The following is a 19,353-nucleotide window of genomic DNA, read 5'->3' on the forward strand; positions in this document are numbered from 1 at the left end:
CTCCCGCACGTGGCAGGTGAACACGAGTTTCTATTGTAGCGTATGGTAGGACAACGACAGGCTAGAATGGCAAATACTGGAGGGAACGCGCATGGGACGTCATCAGCAAGCCGAGGCTTCAGGCATCATTTCCTTCATGGCATGCGCCACTCTTGCATGGATCGCCATGGACCTATATCTGCAATTCGCTCCCGCCATCTGGCGTGTCACCCAACGCCTGTTCACCGTGTGTGCCGGAATCACCGCGGGATGTGGAGTCATCTCGTTCACCTTGGGGTATGCGCGCAACTCCAGGTCGATGACGTTGAAACATGGCTGGACCATTCCTATTCGCCGTATCTTCGAGATACTCGCTTTGTCCGTGGTCTACGCGTCGACCATTTTCGTCACGGCGTTCATGCTGCTTTCCATTGCCAGCAACATGATGGGGTTGCGCACGTTAAAAGGCTATCTGACTGCACTCTGCGCCGCGATCTCGGGGGTCGTAGGCTATGTCACGTTCGTACAGGCGGAACTCATGAATGCCAAGACCATCGCATCCTTGTTGCCGTTCTTCGTGGTTTCCGGTGTCAGCATCGCAGGATTGACGTCCGATGATCCATACTGGTACAACAACAATTTCTCCCAATTGGGCGATCGAACCACTTTTGCTGCTCGTATGTTCAATTCGACATTGATGTTGGCCGGCGTCTGCATCGTCATCATCAGCTATTTCGCGATTTCGGAGCTCATCACCACGCACCGTCTGCAGATGCAGTATCTGTCTGCAAGCGATGAAAAAGAAGCTCCCAAACACTTCAAGGCGCGGATTCTTCTGCTATCGACCATGCTGACGCTCGCAGGCATCGCCTTCATCGGCATCGGCATGTTCCGTTACACGCCGCATCCGATTCTGCACAACGTATTCGCCCGCGGTCTTCCCTGCCTGATGAGCGTGCTGATGATCGCGCTGCCTTGGCTGGCCCCGCAGCTTTCAAAAGTAGTATATGTGATTTCAGACCTAGCTATCGTGATCGGGGCTCTTGCCGGGTTCCAGTGGCTGGCGGGGCGTAACACGTTGACGAACGTCGAGGCTCTTGCCGGCATGATGTTTCTGGGCTGGTTCATCATCTTTTCACGGCAGATTGCGGCCATCGAATCCGATCGTGTGCAGACGCAGCTTATTCTGGCGCAAACCAAGCGGCCAGAATCCGTCGAGGATCTTGCGGAGGTCAGCGAAACCGTTTCTGGAACCGTTTCCCGACTCTCGTCGGAAGTCTAATTCTCGTAACGGTTCACGAGCACAGTCCACAAACAATACGGCGAGGTGTGTCACCCGTACGGATGGTACCTCGCCTGTTCTCATGGCTATCAGAAATCGTAGTTCTTTGTGGTGGGCTTTCTATCGCTCATCAGCAACAGGAAGCTTCTCGACTGCGCCGTGATCGCGAAGCCGGCCTCATAGTTGAGTTCCGGACCCTTCGGATTATGCGTGTCAACGACCAGACGCCATTTCTTGCCATACCGCTCGTCCGGCAAGGTGAACATAATCGGCTCGTAATGCGCGTTGAAAATCAGGATGAAGTTATTGTCCACCATCTGGTTGCCATACCAGTCGGCTTCCGGAATATCGGAACCGTTCAGATAGATCATCACCGAGAACGCGTGGGTATTGGACCAATCTTCCATGTCCATGATGGAACCGGTGTGGTCCATCCATTCGACCTGCGGAATCTTATCGTCCGGGTCTCCTGGCTCGCGGCCGGTGAAGAAACGACGACGGTGGAGCACCGGGTGCTCGAGTCGCAGATGAATCAGCTTCGAAACGAACTCAAGCAAATCCTTCTGACTATCGTCAAGATCCCAATTGGTCCATGAAATGGCGTTGTCCTGGCAATAGGCATTGTTGTTGCCCTGTTGCGTGCGTGCCACCTCATCGCCGCCGCAGATCATCGGAATGCCCTGACTGCACAGCAACGTCGCGAACATGTTGCGCATCTGCTGTTGCCGCAGGTCGTTGACGTCCTTGATGGTGGTCGGGCCTTCGACACCGCAGTTCCAGGAACGGTTGTTGCTTTCGCCATCCCTATTGCCTTCGCCGTTGGCGTCGTTATGCTTCTCGTTGTAGCTCACCAAATCGTTCATGGTGAAGCCATCATGTGCGGTGATGAAGTTCACGGAAGCCACCGGACGGCGGCCGTTCATCTGATACAGGTCGGAGCTGCCCATCAGACGGCTGGCGAATTCCGGTAGCGTCGATGGTTGCGAACGCCAGAAGTCACGCACGCAATCACGGTAGCGGCCGTTCCATTCGGACCAGCTGGACGGGAAGCCGCCCACCTGATAGCCGCCGGAACCCAAATCCCAAGGTTCGGCGATGAGCTTGACACGGGAGATGACCGGATCCTGTTCGACGATGTCGAAGAAGGCGGACAGCTTGTCGACTTCCTGGAATTGGCGGGCCAGCGTGGCCGCAAGATCGAATCGGAAACCATCGACATGCATTTCGGTGACCCAGTAGCGCAGGCTGTCCGTGATGAGCTGCAGCGCGTGCGGCGAGCGCATCAGCAGGGAGTTGCCGGTGCCGGTCGTGTCGAAGTAGTGGCGTCGGTCGTTGTCGACCAGACGGTAGTAGGCACCGTTGTCGATGCCTTTGAAGCTTAGGGTCGGGCCGAGGTTGTTGCCTTCGGCGGTGTGGTTGTACACCACGTCGAGGATCACTTCCATGCCGGCGCGATGGTAGGCCTTGACCATGGATTTGAATTCGTTGACCTGCTCGCCGCGTTGTCCGGAGCTTGAGTACGCGTTATGAGGCGCGAAGAAGCCGATGGTGTTGTAGCCCCAGTAGTTGCTCAGGCCTTTTTCCTGCAGGAAGCTGTCGTTGACGAACTGGTGGATCGGCATAAGTTCGATGGCGGTGACGCCGAGCTTCCTCAGATATTCGATGACCGATGGATATGCGAGGCCCGCGTAGGTTCCACGGATGTCCGGCGGCACGTCCAGGTTGAGATTGGTCATGCCACGCACATGGGCTTCGTAGATTACCGAATCATGGTAGGAGATGTTCGGATGTTGGTCGTTGCCCCAGTCGAAATACGGATTGACCACGGCCGATTTCATGGTATGCGGCGCGGAATCCAGCGTATTCATGCTGGTGACGTCCTCAGGGCTTTTGAACCAATACGAATAGAGGCTTTCGTCACCGTCGATGTTTCCCTCGATGGCTTTGGCGTACGGGTCGAGCAGCAACTTGTTCGGGTTGCACCGCAGGCCCTTTGCTGGATCATACGGACCGTACACACGATAGCCGTACCGTTGCCCGGGTTGTATTCCCGGCAGATAGTTATGCCATACGTAGGAGTTCTGCTCCGTCATTTCCACTCGGGTCTCACGATCTTCCTCATCGAAAAGACAAAGCTCGACTTTCTGGGCCACTTGAGAGAAGAGGGCGAAATTCACGCCGGCGCCGTCGTAGCTCGCACCGAGTGGATACATCGATCCAGGTCTGATTTGCATAATTCAAGTATCGCACGTTTTGCGAGTTGAATTCGTTATTTCGTTTATTCCGGCGATTGTTTTTACAATTCGAAACCTGCAGGCCGCTATTGTTGCCGCATTCTGCGAATTTGCTCATGCAAAATGGCGATCTCCGAATTGGAGGCCGTGATGTGCGTGTCTCGTAGCTGCTTCCACGGGATCCAAGCAGATTCGACATGCTCGTCGGCGTCGAAATGCCGTTCGACGGCCTGCCAGTGGCGCAGGTGCATCACCATGATGTTGGCCAGTTCGTCGGTCATGCCCTCGGATGAATAGAATTGCCCGACATGGTCGATATCGCAACTGTTTTCGTCGATTGGCTCGACGCCGGTCTCTTCGCGCAGCTCACGCAATGCGGCCGCATCGACGTCTTCCCCGTCATCGATGAGTCCTGCCGGCAGACCGTAGGCGAAGGCGTCGCAGCCGACACGGTATTCTCGTTCGACCAAGTACAAATCCTGCGCGCAGTCATGCACCAGCATGACCACACAGGGCGCGTGCCGCATCACCTGTCTGCGGATCACGGTTTGTCCGCCGTCTCGTGTCTGCAACGCGATACGCATGTCCTCCACGCCGAAAATCGCGCCTTGATACACGTGCTCTCTGCTGAGTACTGTGGCCGGTCTGGTCATGTCCACGCCATCGCTGGATTCGTTCAGCGACATATCCATGCTGGTCGTATCGGACATCGTCGTTCAGCGTTCCTGCCCGCAGGACGGCAGTACCAGATTCCAGGGATCGGTGTTCATGGAAATCCAGCGGACGGTGGGGATGTCTCCGGTCGCCTCAGATACGGCACGAGGCACATCGCCCATGGCGTATTGGAACCATATGGATTCGATGGCGCTGTGTGGCGTGTTGATGAACATCGGACGAACAGTGGCGTCGCCTCGGCCGAGTTCGATGTCCGCGGCACGCATGGACGCCTCATAGCGCGCCTGCTCGATGGCATCGGTCACCGGATGATGGCGCAGATCGCTGGTCACATACACATCGACGCCTGCGGCACGCACTTCATCGAACAGGGAATCGCCCGAGCCCGGCAATATCGCCACCGTGCCGATCGTCGCGTCAAGGTCGCCGCACACCTGCACGCCAAGTTCGGTGTATGGCAGCGCGTCGGCCACACGACGGGCGAAATCACGCAATGCGATCGGCTCCTGCAACCGGCCGACACGGCCCAATCCGACCGGATGTTCGGCTTTCGGATCTTCGATGGGTACCAGCGGACGCTGTTCGATTAGGCCGAACGCGTCGGCGGCGGCCATGCCGACTCCTCGGTAGGAGGCATCGGCATTGGTGTGCCCAACCCACAGCGCGCAACCGGCGAGGTTGAGCTTCCGGACGATCTCACCACGGAATCCTAGTCCGGAGACCGCATGCACGGAACGGAAGAACAGCGGATGGTGGCAGATCAGCAGGTCGATGCCTCCGGCGATAGCCTGGTCGATCACCGCCATGGATGGGTCCGCCGCGAACGCGATGTTGCGCACGTCGTGGCGAAGGTCTCCCACGATGAGTCCCGGCTCATCCCATTGTTCCGCGTAACGCAGCGGATACAGCGTTTCAAGCACATCCACGACCTGCTTCAGCGTTGCCACAATCTTCCTTCTTTCTTTTTTAATCAGCCTTCGATTATCCGACGGGAACGGATCAGTGGGCCGCCAATTGCCAATCGGAACCGATGCCCGTCGATACGTCCAACGGAACGGCCATGGTAACGGCATGCTCCATGGCATCCTTCACCAGCGCGGTGGCCTGCTTCTCCTCACCGGGCGCGATCTCCACTACAAGTTCATCATGAATCTGCAGTATGAGGCGACTTCCAAGGTTCGCTTCCTGCAGTGCGTCATACGCACGAATCATGGCGATTTTCATGATGTCCGCCGCCGAGCCTTGGATAGGCGCGTTCAACGCGGCGCGTTCGGCCGCGTCCCTCACGGCACGGTTCGGCGATTTGAGACCGGGGAAATACCTGCGCCTTCCGAAAATGGTTTCGGTATATCCTTTTTCGCGTGCGGACGAGACAAGCGATTCAAGGTATTCATGGACTTTGCCAAAAGTGGCGAAATACTGGTTTTTCAGCGATTCGGCTTCTTTGGGCTTGATCTTGAGCTGCTGGGCAAGTCCATACGTGCTCAGACCGTAGGCAAGTCCATAGCTCATCGCCTTGACGTGGCTACGCTGATCGGACGTGATGTCGTCAACGGGAATGCCGTAGACCAAGCTGGCCACATACTTATGGAAGTCCTTGCCGGAGCGGAAGGCCTCTATCAACGCCTCATCACCGGAAAGGTCGGCCATGATGCGCAGTTCGACCTGCGAGTAGTCGGAGCTCAGCAACGATTCGAAGCCCTCTCCCGGCACGAACGCGGATCGAATCTCACGACCTGCGGGATCCCGGTTCGGAATGTTCTGCAGGTTTGGATCGACGGAGCTCAATCGTCCGGTGGCTGCCACCGTCTGTTCGAAAGTGGTGTGGATGCGACCGTCATGACGGTTTGTGGCGTCGATCAACGTCTGCACGATCTGCTTGAGCTTGTTCTTTTCACGATGCATCAGCAACGCGTCAAGGAACTGGCATGCGCGGTCGTTATCGTACGAGCGGTCACGCAAGGTCTGCAATGCCGCGGCATTGGTGGTGTATGAACCGGACTTGGTTTTTTTCGTCGGTTTCAATCCCATGTCTTCGAACAGGATCTTCTGCAGCTGTTTGGGGCTTTGCAGGTTCACCTGCTCCCCCGCGAACTGCCACGCCGTTTCCTGTGCCTGGGCAGCGTCGGCGGCAAGTTGGTCGCGCATCTGCACCAGACGTGCCATATCCACTTGGGCGCCGACCTGTTCCATGCCATGCAGGACCTGAGAGACCGGAAGCTCAATGGATTTGAGGAGACCGAATTGTTCGCGCTTATCCAGCACACCGGCCAAATATTCGGCCAAAAGCCCCACGATTGCGGTGCGGGTGAGTATCAGCTCGTCGTTCTTGGAATCGTTTTCCTCAGGCTCGTCGAAGTCCAAGGTCCCCTGTGTCGCGGCTTCGGCTTGTGCTTCGATGTGCAGATCCAGGAAATGGGCCGCAACCTGTTCCAGCGTGTCCGCGTGGAAATCCGGGTGGGCAAGATATCCGGCGAGCTTGGTGTCAAACAATGGTTCCGGAAGTTCCACGCCGATGCTGCCCAGCAGATGCGCATGTTCTTTGTAACCGTGCACGACCATGGAATGGTGATAGCGGTCGAACAGCCTTTGCAGGCATTGCACCATATCCGGACTGAATACGTCGATGCGAATGGCTTCGCCGTGCACGGCGATCATCAATGCCGAAAGAGAGGCTTCTCCGGGTTTGCTCGTACCTTCGGCGTAAAGCGTCCAGGACTGTTTCACCTTGTCCGTGCAACGGGTCGAAGAATCGATTTCGAAGCCGAATTCCGGAATGTCGTTGGAGGAGCGTTCATGGCGTTCGTGCAGATGTTCCTGCACCACGGGGAAATGGTTTTGGACCCATGTCTCCACCACATGCGGATCGTTGACGTCTTCGACATGTGGCAGCTCGAGCTTGCTGGATTCGTGCACGTCCCCGGATGGTTTGTCCGCATTGAACGTTTTGAGCACGCGATTCTTGGTCCGAACACCGAATTCGAGCTTGGTGAATAGATCGTCGAGTTGACCAGCGTCGACTTGTCCAAATGTCAGGTCGGATACCGACACGCCAAGATCAAGGTCACGAACCAAAGCGTTCACGGAACGGTTCAGTTTGACCTGTTCGATGTTTTCGCGCAGGGCTTCGCCTTTTTTGCCGCTGATCTCGTCGGCGTGTTCGATGATCTGCTCAAGTCCGCCGTACTGGTTGATCCATTTGGCCGCGAATCCGTCGCCGACTCCGGGAACGCCGGGGATGTTGTCAGCGGTTTCTCCGCGCAAGGCGGCCAGATCTGGGTATTGCGCGGGAGAGACATGATATTTCTCCTGCACGGCATCCGGGGTCATATGTTTGAGGTCTTTGAAATGGTGGCCGGGATACAGCACGGTGATGTCGTCGTTGATCAGCTGGAAAGCATCACGGTCGCCGGACAGCACCAATGTGCGGTAGCCTGCCTGGTCGCCCATGCTGGCGAGCGTGCCGATCACATCGTCACCTTCGTAACCGGGTTTTTCGATGTATGTGACGCCCAAGGCCGTCAGCATCTGCTGGATTAATGGCAGCTGGCTGAGCAGTTCCTCGGGGGCCGCGTCGCGAGTTCCTTTGTACTGCGGCAGCATCTGGTTGCGGAACGTGCCGCCCTTCACATCGAATGCGACGGCAAGATGGTCTGGATGTTCGGCATCGATCACCTGCGAAAGCATGGTGGCGAATCCCCAGACCGCGTTGGTGGCCTGACCTGATGATGTACTGAAATTCTCTACGGGTAAGGCAAAAAAAGCGCGGAACGCCAAAGAATGGCCGTCAACGACCAATAGCGTTCCGCGTGAAGTGCCTTCCACAGTTGGTGTGTTAGCGCGCATCCTCTGCTTCCGACTTCTGTTCGCCATACTTGGCGATGATGGCCATGGCCAGACGCTTCTTCGGAATGCGCTGGTCCATGGAGGTCTTCTGAATCCAACGGAAAGCGCCCTGTTCGGAGAAGTCCGCCTTGTCCATCAGCAGGCCCTTGGCGCGGTCGACGAGCTTGCGCTCCTCCAGCGTTTCTTCGGCCTTCTTCAGCTGCTCTTCGGCCTTCTTCAGCTGTTCCTCGGTTTCCTGCAGTTTGGACTCGCTACGTTCGACATTGTCAAGCAAATCGTTGATTTCGGCGAAACGGCCCATGGCGACTTCCAAAGCCGGCAACAGCTTGGATTCCTCATACGGCTTGGTGACATACGCCATGGCGCCAGCGCCCGTGGCCTTTTTGACCAAATCAGACTGGGAGAATGCCGTCAGCATGACGACCGGAGCGATGTTCTCATCACAGATGATGCCAGCGGCCTCGATGCCATCCATGCGAGGCATCTTGACATCCATGCACACCACGCTCGGGCGGAACTTACGGGTCAGTTCAACGGCTTCCTCACCGTTGGCGGCCTCTCCGACGACCTCATAGCCGTTATCCTCAAGCATGGCGACCAAATCCATGCGGTTCACGGATTCGTCTTCGGCAACGACGACGGTGCGCTTGTGCGCCTCGTTATTATTGGCAGAATCCGGCTCGGGAGCCGCAGCAGCTTGGAGCTCCTCATCAGTGAGTACTTCGTCCGGTTCCGTGGTCTTCTCTGCAGCCATGTCGGTCTCTTTCCACTGTCACACCCAAAGCCGGCCTAACATGCCCCAACCCGGGCCTGGATTGATATTGATTTCTTACGTGCCCTCGGTGGGACTCGAACCCACACTGCGCAGATTTTGAGGCTGCTTCCTCTACCAATTGGGATACGAGGGCTTGCACGCAACTCTGGAAGAATACCACATGATTGCGATTTGCGCCAAATCTCGGCGTTGTCATCATTCGGAGACATCGCGTAAAAACAATAATCCTCCCATCGGGAACCAATGGGAGGATTATGGAATCAGCGTTTAACGCGACGATTCAAATCTCAGTCGCAGGCACCAACGGTGTGGACGTAGATGGAATCGGTGCGACCCGGCTGGTGTTCGCCCTGGGCGGAGCTCAGCACGACGATCTTGTCGCCATCGGAGACCTTGCCGGCGTCCTTGAGGACCTTGTCGGTGAAAACCATGAGGTCCTTGCGGGACTTGTCATGGTAATCCTCGTCGACCAGGAAGGACTCGGTGCCCCAAGACAGGGCCAGCCAGTGGAAGGTGTGCTCATTGTTGGTGATGCCGTAGATCGGGGTGGCCGGACGTTCACGGGACACGCGGTGCACGGTAGAACCGGTCTGGGTGTAGGCGACGATGGCCTTGGCGTTGAGCTTGTCGGCCAGGTCGACGGCGGCGGAAGAGACGGCACCGGTGGAGGACATATCCAGGTTCTTCAGCTCCGGGATGCGGTCGAAACCATGCTCGGTGGCGAAGGTGGAGATGCGGCTCATGGTGTTCACGGTGACTGCCGGGTACTTGCCGACGGCGGTCTCGTTGGAGGTCATGGTGGCGTCGGCACCGTCGAGGACGGCGTTGGCGCAGTCGGATGCCTCTGCACGGGTCGGGACCGGGGAGCTGACCATGGAGCCGAGGACTTCGGTGGCCACGATGACCGGCTTGGCGTACTGACGAGCCAGCTCGATGCAGCGCTTGGTGGCCAGCGGGACCTCTTCCAGCGGGCACTCGACGGCCATATCGCCACGTGCGACCATGATGCCGTCGAACGCCTTGACGATCTCCTCGAGGTTCTCGAGGGCCTGCGGCTTCTCGATCTTGGCGACGACCGGGATACGGCGGCCTTCCTCGTCCATGATCTCATGGGCGCGATCGATGTCGGTGGCGAAGCGCACGAAGGACATGGCAATGATGTCGGCGCCGGTGCGGATGGCCCAGCGCAGATCCTCTTCGTCCTTCTCGGTCAGAGCCGGCAGAGACACGGCGACGCCCGGAAGGTTGATGCCCTTGTGGCTGGAGACCGGTCCGGCAACGACAACCTTGGTGTACACGTTGTTGCCTTCGACCTTGGTGACCTCGAGGCGGACCTTGCCGTCGTCGATGAGGATCGGATCGCCTGCATGGCAGTCGCCCGGGAGACCCTTGAAGGTGGTGGAGGTGATGTGCTCGTCGCCTTCGATGTCATCAGTGGTGATGACGAACTCCTGGCCTTCGGTCAGCTGGACCTTATCCTCGCCGTCGGCGTTCTTCTTGAACCAACCGCAGCGGATCTTCGGACCCTGCAGGTCAACCAGGGCTGCGACGTTGCGGCCAGTGGCCTTGGCGGCGGCACGGAGGTTGTTGTAGACCTTGAGGTGGTCTTCCGGAGTGCCGTGGGAGCGGTTCAGACGAGCGACGTCCATACCTGCTTCGACAAGGCTGGTGATGCCTTCCAGGGACTCGGTAGCGGGACCGATGGTATCTACGATCTTGGCTTTACGCATGAATGCCTGCCTATTCTTGTTGATATTGATTTTGGATCTGACGACCCTGTTTCCAATGGCATAGCTTACTAGCAAAAAGCGCCCACTTCCACCTCAGAACTAGGTGTGTTGTGAGCGCTCACAATTTCGTAGGAGAATAGAAAAGCTCTATTCTCCCAACGTTTGCCGGACTGTCACTTTTCGTTCGCTTTCATGGTGCGCATCTTAATAACACTTGCCAAAGCCGCACCACCAATCGCAAGAACGATCACGACAAGCGACAGCCATGTGGGCACTTCCGGAACCCAGGAAATCGGCTGGCCGCCATTGAGGAACGGCAGCGAATTGCCATGCAGGGCCTCCATGATGAGTTTGACGCCGATGAAGCCCAGTACCACGGACAGGCCCAGCGGAAGATAGACGAGCTTGTCAAGCAGCTCTCCGAGCAGGAAGTACAGCTGCTGCAGACCGAGCAATGCGAACACGTTGGACGTGAACACGATGAACGGATCTTTGGTCAGACCGAAAATGGCGGGGATCGAATCGAAAGCGAACATCACGTCGGTGGTGCCGATGGTCAGGAACACGATGAGCATCGGGGTCCAATGCTTCACACCGTTCTTGATAGTACGCAGCTTTTCGCCGTCGTATTCATCGGTGATCTTGATGACCTTGCGCAGCGCGTGAATCAACGCGTTCTCATGGTATTCCTCGTCCTCGTCTCCCCCGGTGACGAGTTTGATGGCCGTGACGATGAGGAACGCGCCGAATAGGAAGAACACCCAAGTGAAGCGCGAGATGATGGCAGCGCCCACCAAAATGAACATGCCTCGCAGTACGAGCGCGACGGTGATGCCGACTGACAGCACGAATTTCTGTAGTTCCTTCGGCACCGCGAAATTCGACATGATAATGACAAACACGAACAGGTTGTCTATGCTCAGCGAATATTCGGTCAGCCAACCTGAGTAGAACTCGATGGCAGGCTTCGAGCCGGCGAAGAACCACATGAGTCCGCCGAAGATCAACGCCATGACCACGAAGAACGCGATATGCTGCACGCATTCCTTGGTGGACGGCACATGCGGTTTGCGCCCGATGATGAACAGGTCCACCACGAAGAAGACGGCAAGCACCGCAAACGTGGCGATTTCAAAAACAAGTGGTGTTTCAGCCATAATCCACTATGGTACGGATGCCGTATGACCGGTCGAGAACTATTTGCTCGCCTCCGTCATCTGCCGAAGTTCCTTTTTCAGGTCACGGATCTCGTCACGCAGACGAGCCGCAAGCTCGAATTGCAGTTGTTCTGCGGCGGTATGCATCTGCTCGGACAGTTGTCGAATAAGATCAGCTAGATCCTGCGCGGGCAATCCGGCCTTGAGAATCTCCTCGTGCCGCCTGCCGGATTCCTCCTTGCTGGTATGTGGCACGCCGAGATGCGAATTGCCGGCTTTGTCCGCGTTTCGGTATCCGGTACCGAGCAATGTCTGGGTGTCGACGTCCTCCTTGGCGAGCATGTCGTTGACATCGGAGATCTTCTTGATGAGCGGCTTCGGATCGATGCCATGTTCCTTATTGTAGGCGATCTGGATGTCACGGCGGCGGTTGGTCTCGTCGATGGCCTTGCGCATGGCTTCGGTGATGTCGTCCGCATACATGACGACGGTGCCGGACACGTTTCGCGCCGCACGGCCGATGGTCTGGATGAGCGAACGGTAGGAACGCAGGAAGCCTTCCTTATCCGCGTCGAGGATTGCGACCAATGACACTTCCGGCAGATCGAGGCCCTCTCGTAGCAGGTTGATGCCGACGATGACGTCGATCTTGCCTTCACGCAGTTCACGCAGCAGTTCGACACGACGCAAGGTGTCCACATCGGAATGCAGATATTCGACTTTGATGCCGCGTTCCAGCAGATAGTCGGTCAGATCCTCGGCCATTTTCTTAGTGAGCGTGGTGACCAGCGCACGTTCGTTCCTTGCCACGCGGTCTTTGATTTCGGCGAGCAGGTCATCGATCTGCCCTTCCACCGGCCGCACGTCGATCTGCGGATCGACTAGTCCGGTCGGACGTATGATCTGTTCGACCACGCCGTCGCTCAAACCGAGTTCGTAATCGCCGGGCGTTGCCGACAGGTACACCGTCTGACCGACGCGTTCCTGGAACTCCGGCCATTTGAGCGGTCGATTGTCCATTGCCGACGGCAGGCGGAAACCGTGTTCGACCAGCGTGCGTTTGCGGCTCGCGTCGCCTTCGTACATGGCACCGATCTGCGGCACGGTGACATGTGATTCGTCGATGACGAGCAGGAAATCATCGGGGAAAAAGTCAAGCAGCGTGTGCGGAGGCGTGCCCGGCGCGCGTCCGTCGAAATGCCGCGAATAGTTCTCCACGCCGGAGCATGTGCCGACCTGCGAGAGCATTTCCAGATCGTATGTGGTGCGCATGGTGAGACGCTGCGCTTCAAGTTCCTTGCCTTGCTTATGCAATTCGGCGGTACGCTCGTCAAGTTCCTGTTGGATGGTTTTGAGCGCCCGTTCCATACGTTCCGCTCCGGCAACGTAATGCGAGGCCGGGAAGATGTGCACCTGCGATTCGTGCGCGATCACGTCGCCGGTCAGCGGATGCAGAGTGGAGATGCGGTCGATTTCGTCGCCGAAGAATTCGATGCGGATGGCCAGTTCCTCGTATACGGGGATGATCTCAACGGTGTCGCCGCGCACGCGGAATGTGCCTCGCGTGAAGGCGATGTCGTTGCGCTTGTATTGCATGTCCACGAATTTGCGCAGTAAATCGTCACGGTCGATCTGCTGGCCTTCCTGGAGGAACAGCATACGGCCAGCGTATTCTTCCGGCGTTCCCAAACCGTAGATGCAGGAGACGGTGGCCACGACCACGCAATCGCGACGGGTCAGAAGGTTCGCGGTGGCGGCGTGGCGCAATCGCTCCACATCGTCGTTGATGTTGGAATCCTTCTCGATGTAGGTGTCGGTCTGGGGAATGTACGCTTCCGGCTGGTAGTAGTCGTAGTAGGAAACGAAGTAGCTCACCGCATTGTCCGGCATGAGTTCGCGGAATTCGGCGCACAACTGCGCGGCGAGCGTCTTGTTCGGCTCGATGATAAGCGTCGGTCGCTGCAGACGTTCAATCAGCCACGCTGTAGTGGCGGTTTTGCCGGTGCCGGTGGCGCCCATGAGCACCACGTCGTTCTCGCCATTCTCGATGCGCGTGGCCAGCTCCTCGATGGCCTTCGGCTGGTCGCCTGAAGGCTTATATGGAGATTTGACCACAAACGGCTTGTTCACTCGTTCAATGTTGAATCCCATGGTTCCGTCTCGCTTCCTTACGCCACTGTTCCATCAGCCTATCAACACAGTCGAACATGTGTTCTACATCCTGGGATGAGTCAATCACCGCATCGGCTATGGATTCTCGTGCCGCACGCGTGGGCTGATGCGCGATACGTGCCTTCGCCTGTGCCTCACTCATGCCACGGGTGCGCATCATACGTTCCACACGCGTCTGTTCCGGTGCTTCGACTGTTACGATATGGTCGAAACGCATGGGTATGTCATCGATTACTTCCGCCAAAAGCGGAATATCATGTACGACCACGGCATCCGGATTCTTTTCGACCGCCTGCCGTTCCTCCGACAATGCAAGATCGTAGATCAACGGATGTTCGATATCGTCAAGGATTCTACGTTCGGATTCGGCATTCGGATCGGAGAAGACGTGTTCGGACATCCATCGCCGATTAAGACCACCTTGCGCGTTCATCGCATCCGGCCCGAAATGTTCCACGATTCGTTGCAGGCCCACGCTTCCGGGTTCCACGACTTTTCGGGCGAGCACATCATAATCGACAAGCGTCGCGCCCAGTTCACGCAGATGCGTAGCGACGGTGCTTTTGCCGGCGGCGATGCCTCCGGTCAACCCAATTCGAATCATCACAACCGCCATTGTAATGTTTGACGGACTCGCAACATACGCAAATGGCCCCACACCATCAGGTGCGGGGCCATTTATCAGCGGTTTACGCGAATCAGTTTATTTTGATTCGTCGAAACTCACTTGCCGAGCAGCTGGTCGCGCAGAGCGGCGAGCTGGTCGGAATCGGCGAGGGTGCCGTTGGAGGTGTTGTCGGAGGAGTAGTTGGACACCTCTTCGACCTTCTCTTCCTTCGGAGCCTGGCCGTCTTCGGCTGCGGAAGCCTCGGCGTTCTCGAGTTCCTTGGCAACGAATTCCTTGTGCTGCTCCCACAGATCGTGAGCGGTGGCGTACTGGGACTCCCACTCCTCACGCTGCTTCTCGTAACCAGCGATCCACTCGTTGGTTGCCGGGTCGAAGCCTTCCGGATACTTGTAGTTGCCCTGCTCGTCGTACTCTGCCGGCATGCCGTACAGAGCCGGATCGAAGTCCTCGGAAGCCGGATCAACGGAGTCGTTGGCCTGCTTGAGGGACAGGGAGATGCGGCGACGGTCGAGATCGACGTCAATCACCTTGACGAAGACTTCCTCGCCCGGCTTGACGACGGTCTCCGGGTTCTCCACGTGGCGGTTGGCCAGCTCGGAGATATGCACGAGGCCTTCGATGCCGTCTTCGACGGAGATGAAGACACCGAACTGAACGATCTTGGTGACCTTGCCCTTGACGATCTGGCCAGGAACGTGGGTGCGGGCGAAGCGCTGCCACGGATCTTCCTGGGTGGCCTTGAGGGACAGGGAGATGCGCTCACGATCGAGATCAACGTCAAGCACCTCGACGGTGACCTTGTCTCCGACCTTGACGACCTCGGACGGGTGATCGATGTGCTTCCAAGACAGCTCGGAAACGTGGATCAGGCCGTCAACACCGCCCAGATCGACGAATGCGCCGAAGTTGACGATGGAGGACACGACGCCTTCACGGATCTGGCCCTTCTTAAGCTGGGACAGGAAGGTCTCGCGCACTTCGGACTGGGTCTCCTCGAGGTACTGGCGACGGGAGAGGACCACGTTGTTGCGGTTCTTGTCGAGCTCGAGGATCTTGGCCTTGATCTTCTGGCCGATGTACGGGGACAGATCGCGGACACGACGCATCTCGACGAGAGATGCCGGCAGGAAGCCACGCAGACCGATGTCGACGATGAGGCCACCCTTGACAGCTTCGATGACAGTGCCTTCGACAACGCCATCGGCTTCCTTGATCTTCTCGATGTCGCCCCAAGCGCGCTCGTACTGCGCACGCTTCTTGGACAGAATCAGACGGCCTTCCTTGTCTTCCTTGGTGACGACAAGGGCCTCAATGGTGTCGCCGACCTCGACGACTTCGTCAGGATCAACGTCCTTCTTGATGGAAAGCTCGCGGGAGGGGATGACGCCCTCGGTCTTGTAGCCGATGTCGAGCAGGACCTCGTCATGATCGACCTTGACGACGGTACCTTCGACCAGATCACCATCATCGAAGTTCTTGATGGTGGAATCGACTGCCTTGATGAAGTCCTCTTCGGTGCCGATGTCGTTGATGGCGACCTTGGCGACTTCGTTATTGTTCTCTGCCATTAATGTGGTTTCTTACAAAATAGTGGATGGATAAAATCGTTCTTCAGTTATACGTGTGCGCAAATACACACAAGGCGAAAGTCTACAAGAAGCCATGCACAAAAATCGGGCGTGTCGCATGTCACGACACGCCCGAAAGCACTATCGCGAAACTCACAACTGACGTTCGGCCATCTCCACAACATTCTGCAGCAGCATGGCACGCGTCATCGGCCCTACGCCTCCAGGATTCGGCGTGTATGCAAAAGCCTTCTCGTAACAGGCTTTATCGACATCACCCTTGACCTTGTATCGGCCGGATTCCTCGTCGAACACGCGGGATACTCCGACGTCGACGAGAATCGACCCTTCCTTGATGTCTTCCGGCTTGACGAAACCAGCCACTCCCATGGCTGCGACGATCACATCGGCCCGTCGCATGTGGTCACGCACATCCTTGGTTCCCGTATGGCACAGCGTGACGGTGGCGTTGACCGCCTTACGAGTCAACAACAGACCGATGGTGCGGCCGATGGTGATGCCACGGCCCAGCACGCACACCTCCTTGCCGTCCAAATCGATGTCGTAGGCGCGCAACAGCTCGATCACGCCGCGAGGCGTGCATGGCAACGGCGTGGTGATGTCTCCTCGGGCATGCAGCACAAGTTCGCCGAGATTATACGGATGCATCCCGTCGGCGTCCTTCTTGGGATCGATCAGATCGATGATGGCGTTCTCGTCGATTCCCCTTGGCAAGGGCAGCTGCACGATATATCCGGTACAGGCGGGATCCGCATTGAGCTGGCGGACCGCATCGGCGACCTGATCGAACGTCGCATTCTCAGGCAGCTCGCGCTTGATGGAATTCACGCCGATTTCGGCGCAATCGGCATGTTTGCCGGCGACATATTTCACGGAGCCGGGGTCTGATCCGACCAAAATGGTACCCAATCCAGGTTGGATTCCCCTCGCCTTCAGCAGTTCCACGCGTTTGGCGAGGTCCGCCTTGGTCCGTGCCGCCACCTTTTTGCCATCAATCCTTGTTCCCATGTGGTCCACTTCCTCGCTAAGTCGCTTGTCGTATTGGCATTTGCAAGTATCGTAGGCTATCTTGGTTTCAGTCGTAAGTCGCGCATGTGCTATATGAGATGGACACGACCGAAACGACGGACGACCCAAGAGGAAGGCAATCGACATGCGCTCTCACCAGCGTCCATTTTTCCGCATCCTTGCCGCGGGAATCACATTGTGCACTGTGCTGGGCACCGCTTCCTGCTTTGGCGCTTCTTCGGAGCCCAATCAACCAACGGCACCCGACGCACCAAAGGAGCAGACCACCCCGATCAACGTGGTGGCGTCGGTCAACCAGTGGGGGGCTCTGGCGGAGCAGATCGGCGGCGCGCACGTCAAAGTCACCTCGATTCTGTCCTCCACAACAGAGGACGCCCACACGTTCGAACCGAAGACCACTGCTGTCGACACCCTGCAGAAGGCACAGGTCGTCGTGTCCAACGGAGCGGGATACGACTCCTGGGCCACAAAAAACCTGGAAAGAGACACCGTTTCCGTTTCGGCCGCGCAAATGGTCGGAGCCGTTGAGGGAGACAATCCCCATCTCTGGTTCTCCAGCGACGCACGCAACGCCATGGCGAAGGAGCTTGCCGACACCTACAGCCGCATCATGCCCAAGCAAAGGAAATATTTCACAAACAAACTCAAGGCGTGGAACAGACGCGAGACGGTAATCGAGAGAAGCATGAAAGAGTTCTCCGATACGCATAAGAACGTCTCCTACGCAGCCACCGAGCCGGTCGCATATTATCTGCTCAGCGACATGGGCCTATCCGATAAGACTCCCGAAAGCTACACGCAGTCCATCTCGGAAGGCTCTCAGCCCTCGTCCAAGGAACTCCAGGACTTCCAGAAGATTCTGGAGGGTCATCAAGTGGATATGCTGATCAACAATGTTCAGAAGGCGGAGGATGCCACAAATATTCTGACCGGCACCGCACACAAATCCGATGTGCCGGTCATCGACGTCACGGAACAGATGCCGGCCGACAGCAAAAGCCTGATCTCATGGATCGCGCAGCTCATCAAGCAAATGAATGAGGCGGTTTCCTCCAAAGATGATGCGACATCATCAGATTCGGACGTCTCTCCCTCTGAATCGAATGGCGAGCAGCCGTCGAGCGACAATCCCGACTCCGATTCCGACGCCGCAACGCCGGACAACACAGGGCAGACGGATCCTGGTAAATAAAGCCACGGCCATCCTCCCTCCCCCCGATTCGCCGATGTCGAGCAATTCCCCGACATCGGCGAATTCTTTTTCCCAGCAACAGTTACGATCCAGGCGGATTCATCATGAGACTTTTCATCGTCCATGCATGCTTCTTATTGAGAATGATTGTCAACACCGTTTGTGAGAATACTATCGTTGACTTATCAAGGGAGCGAGCCATGCACGACAAGGCATCATTCTGTATCGAATTCGACGACGCAGGGGTCTCACGCGGCGGACACATCATCTGGCAGCATGGCACCTTCCGTATCCCGCAAGGCTCGGTGACAGCCATCGTCGGCACCAACGGAACCGGGAAAACCACCATGATGAAAGCCGAACTCGGATTGATTCCCATCGCCCACGGCGGCATAACCGTACTCGGCAAGCCGGCCGGCGCCATGAATCACCGTATAGGGTATGTGCCGCAGAGCTACGCATCCGACATCGAATCGAACATCACCGCCGAACAGTCGGTGCTGCTTGGCCTGACCGGGGCAAGGTTCGGCATTCATCCCATCACCCGCCTGCAAAAAGACAAAGTACGCAATGCGCTGGAATTCGTCGACATGCAGGACAAGGCGAGATACCGGCTGTCGGAGCTCTCGGGAGGCCTGCGGCAACGCGTCGCCATCGCGCAGGCGCTGGTGTCGGACCCCCAACTGCTCATGTTGGATGAACCGCTCGCCAATCTTGATCTGGCCAGCCAACGTGCCACGGTGCACGTGCTCGCCAAACTCAACCGAGAACTCGGCATGTCCATTCAAGTAGTGGCGCACGATTTGAACATGCTTCTGCCGATTCTCACCGGTGCCGTATATCTGCTCGACGGGCATCCGCATTATGCGAAGATGAACGAGGTGCTGGATTCGAAGCTGCTCACCCATCTATATGGCACCACGGTGCAGGTGGTCACCACTCCCCAAGGAGATATGTTCGTCACTCCAAGCGAGGATGAGCCTGATGACATTGACGTCGACGCCCACGCGCCGGAGGAAATCGCAAGATTCCACCGACACAACCGCATTTCGCAGGAGGCATGAT

General features: G+C 57.2%; 14 protein-coding genes and 1 tRNA gene. 3 read left to right on the plus strand and 12 right to left on the minus strand.

The window, feature by feature from the left end:
• Positions 1–91: 91 nt before the first annotated feature.
• Positions 92–1,261, plus strand: coding sequence for a hypothetical protein (locus tag OGI63_RS06535; RefSeq protein WP_011743103.1), 1,170 nt, complete (start codon positions 92–94; stop codon positions 1,259–1,261).
• A gap of 89 nt (positions 1,262–1,350) precedes the next feature.
• Here the strand turns inward: OGI63_RS06535 and glgX are convergent, their stop codons facing one another.
• The 12 genes from glgX to OGI63_RS06595 form a co-directional block, all read right to left on the minus strand.
• Positions 1,351–3,495, minus strand: a complete 2,145-nt coding sequence (glgX, locus tag OGI63_RS06540; protein ID WP_011743102.1) for a glycogen debranching protein GlgX — start codon at positions 3,493–3,495, stop codon at positions 1,351–1,353.
• 86 nt (positions 3,496–3,581) lie between these two features.
• Positions 3,582–4,205 (minus strand): NUDIX hydrolase, encoded by a 624-nt coding sequence (locus OGI63_RS06545; protein ID WP_011743101.1) that lies wholly within the window; start codon positions 4,203–4,205, stop codon positions 3,582–3,584.
• Between the two features lie 6 nt (positions 4,206–4,211).
• Positions 4,212–5,117, minus strand: a complete 906-nt coding sequence (locus OGI63_RS06550) for a Nif3-like dinuclear metal center hexameric protein (RefSeq protein WP_011743100.1) — start codon at positions 5,115–5,117, stop codon at positions 4,212–4,214.
• Between the two features lie 52 nt (positions 5,118–5,169).
• Entirely contained in the window at positions 5,170–8,043 is a 2,874-nt protein-coding gene (gene polA / locus OGI63_RS06555; protein WP_413464219.1) for a DNA polymerase I, read from the minus strand.
• Positions 8,006–8,770 carry an ANTAR domain-containing response regulator gene (locus tag OGI63_RS06560; protein WP_011743098.1) on the minus strand — a complete coding sequence of 255 codons (765 nt, stop codon included), beginning with the start codon at positions 8,768–8,770 and terminating at the stop codon, positions 8,006–8,008. The genes polA and OGI63_RS06560 overlap by 38 nt, the downstream gene beginning before the upstream one ends.
• Positions 8,771–8,850: 80 nt before the next feature.
• Positions 8,851–8,924: transfer RNA gene (locus OGI63_RS06565), tRNA-Leu, on the minus strand.
• Between the two features lie 154 nt (positions 8,925–9,078).
• Complete coding sequence (gene pyk / locus OGI63_RS06570; RefSeq protein WP_021913704.1) at positions 9,079–10,521, minus strand: pyruvate kinase; 1,443 nt, start codon at positions 10,519–10,521, stop codon at positions 9,079–9,081.
• Between the two features lie 173 nt (positions 10,522–10,694).
• A complete protein-coding gene (locus tag OGI63_RS06575; RefSeq protein WP_011743097.1) occupies positions 10,695–11,678 on the minus strand; it encodes a TerC family protein in 984 nt (327 codons plus the stop codon).
• Between the two features lie 39 nt (positions 11,679–11,717).
• Entirely contained in the window at positions 11,718–13,829 is a 2,112-nt protein-coding gene (gene uvrB / locus OGI63_RS06580; RefSeq protein ID WP_041777286.1) for an excinuclease ABC subunit UvrB, read from the minus strand.
• A complete protein-coding gene (gene coaE, locus OGI63_RS06585) occupies positions 13,813–14,466 on the minus strand; it encodes a dephospho-CoA kinase (RefSeq protein WP_011743095.1) in 654 nt (217 codons plus the stop codon). Before coaE ends, uvrB begins: the two co-directional genes overlap by 17 nt.
• Before the next feature lie 107 nt (positions 14,467–14,573).
• Positions 14,574–16,046, minus strand: a complete 1,473-nt coding sequence (gene rpsA / locus OGI63_RS06590) for a 30S ribosomal protein S1 (protein WP_003809549.1) — start codon at positions 16,044–16,046, stop codon at positions 14,574–14,576.
• 153 nt (positions 16,047–16,199) lie between these two features.
• Positions 16,200–17,075, minus strand: coding sequence for a bifunctional methylenetetrahydrofolate dehydrogenase/methenyltetrahydrofolate cyclohydrolase (locus tag OGI63_RS06595; protein ID WP_011743094.1), 876 nt, complete (start codon positions 17,073–17,075; stop codon positions 16,200–16,202).
• Positions 17,076–17,220: 145 nt separating this feature from the next.
• Between OGI63_RS06595 and OGI63_RS06600 the strand changes: the two genes are divergently transcribed.
• Together OGI63_RS06600 and OGI63_RS06605 are read left to right on the plus strand one after the other, a co-directional pair.
• Entirely contained in the window at positions 17,221–18,288 is a 1,068-nt protein-coding gene (locus OGI63_RS06600; protein WP_011743093.1) for a metal ABC transporter solute-binding protein, Zn/Mn family, read from the plus strand.
• A gap of 200 nt (positions 18,289–18,488) precedes the next feature.
• Positions 18,489–19,352 carry an ABC transporter ATP-binding protein gene (locus OGI63_RS06605; RefSeq protein WP_011743092.1) on the plus strand — a complete coding sequence of 288 codons (864 nt, stop codon included), beginning with the start codon at positions 18,489–18,491 and terminating at the stop codon, positions 19,350–19,352.
• Position 19,353 lies beyond the last annotated feature (1 nt).

The sequence above is a fragment of the Bifidobacterium sp. KRGSERBCFTRI genome, assembly GCF_025908335.1.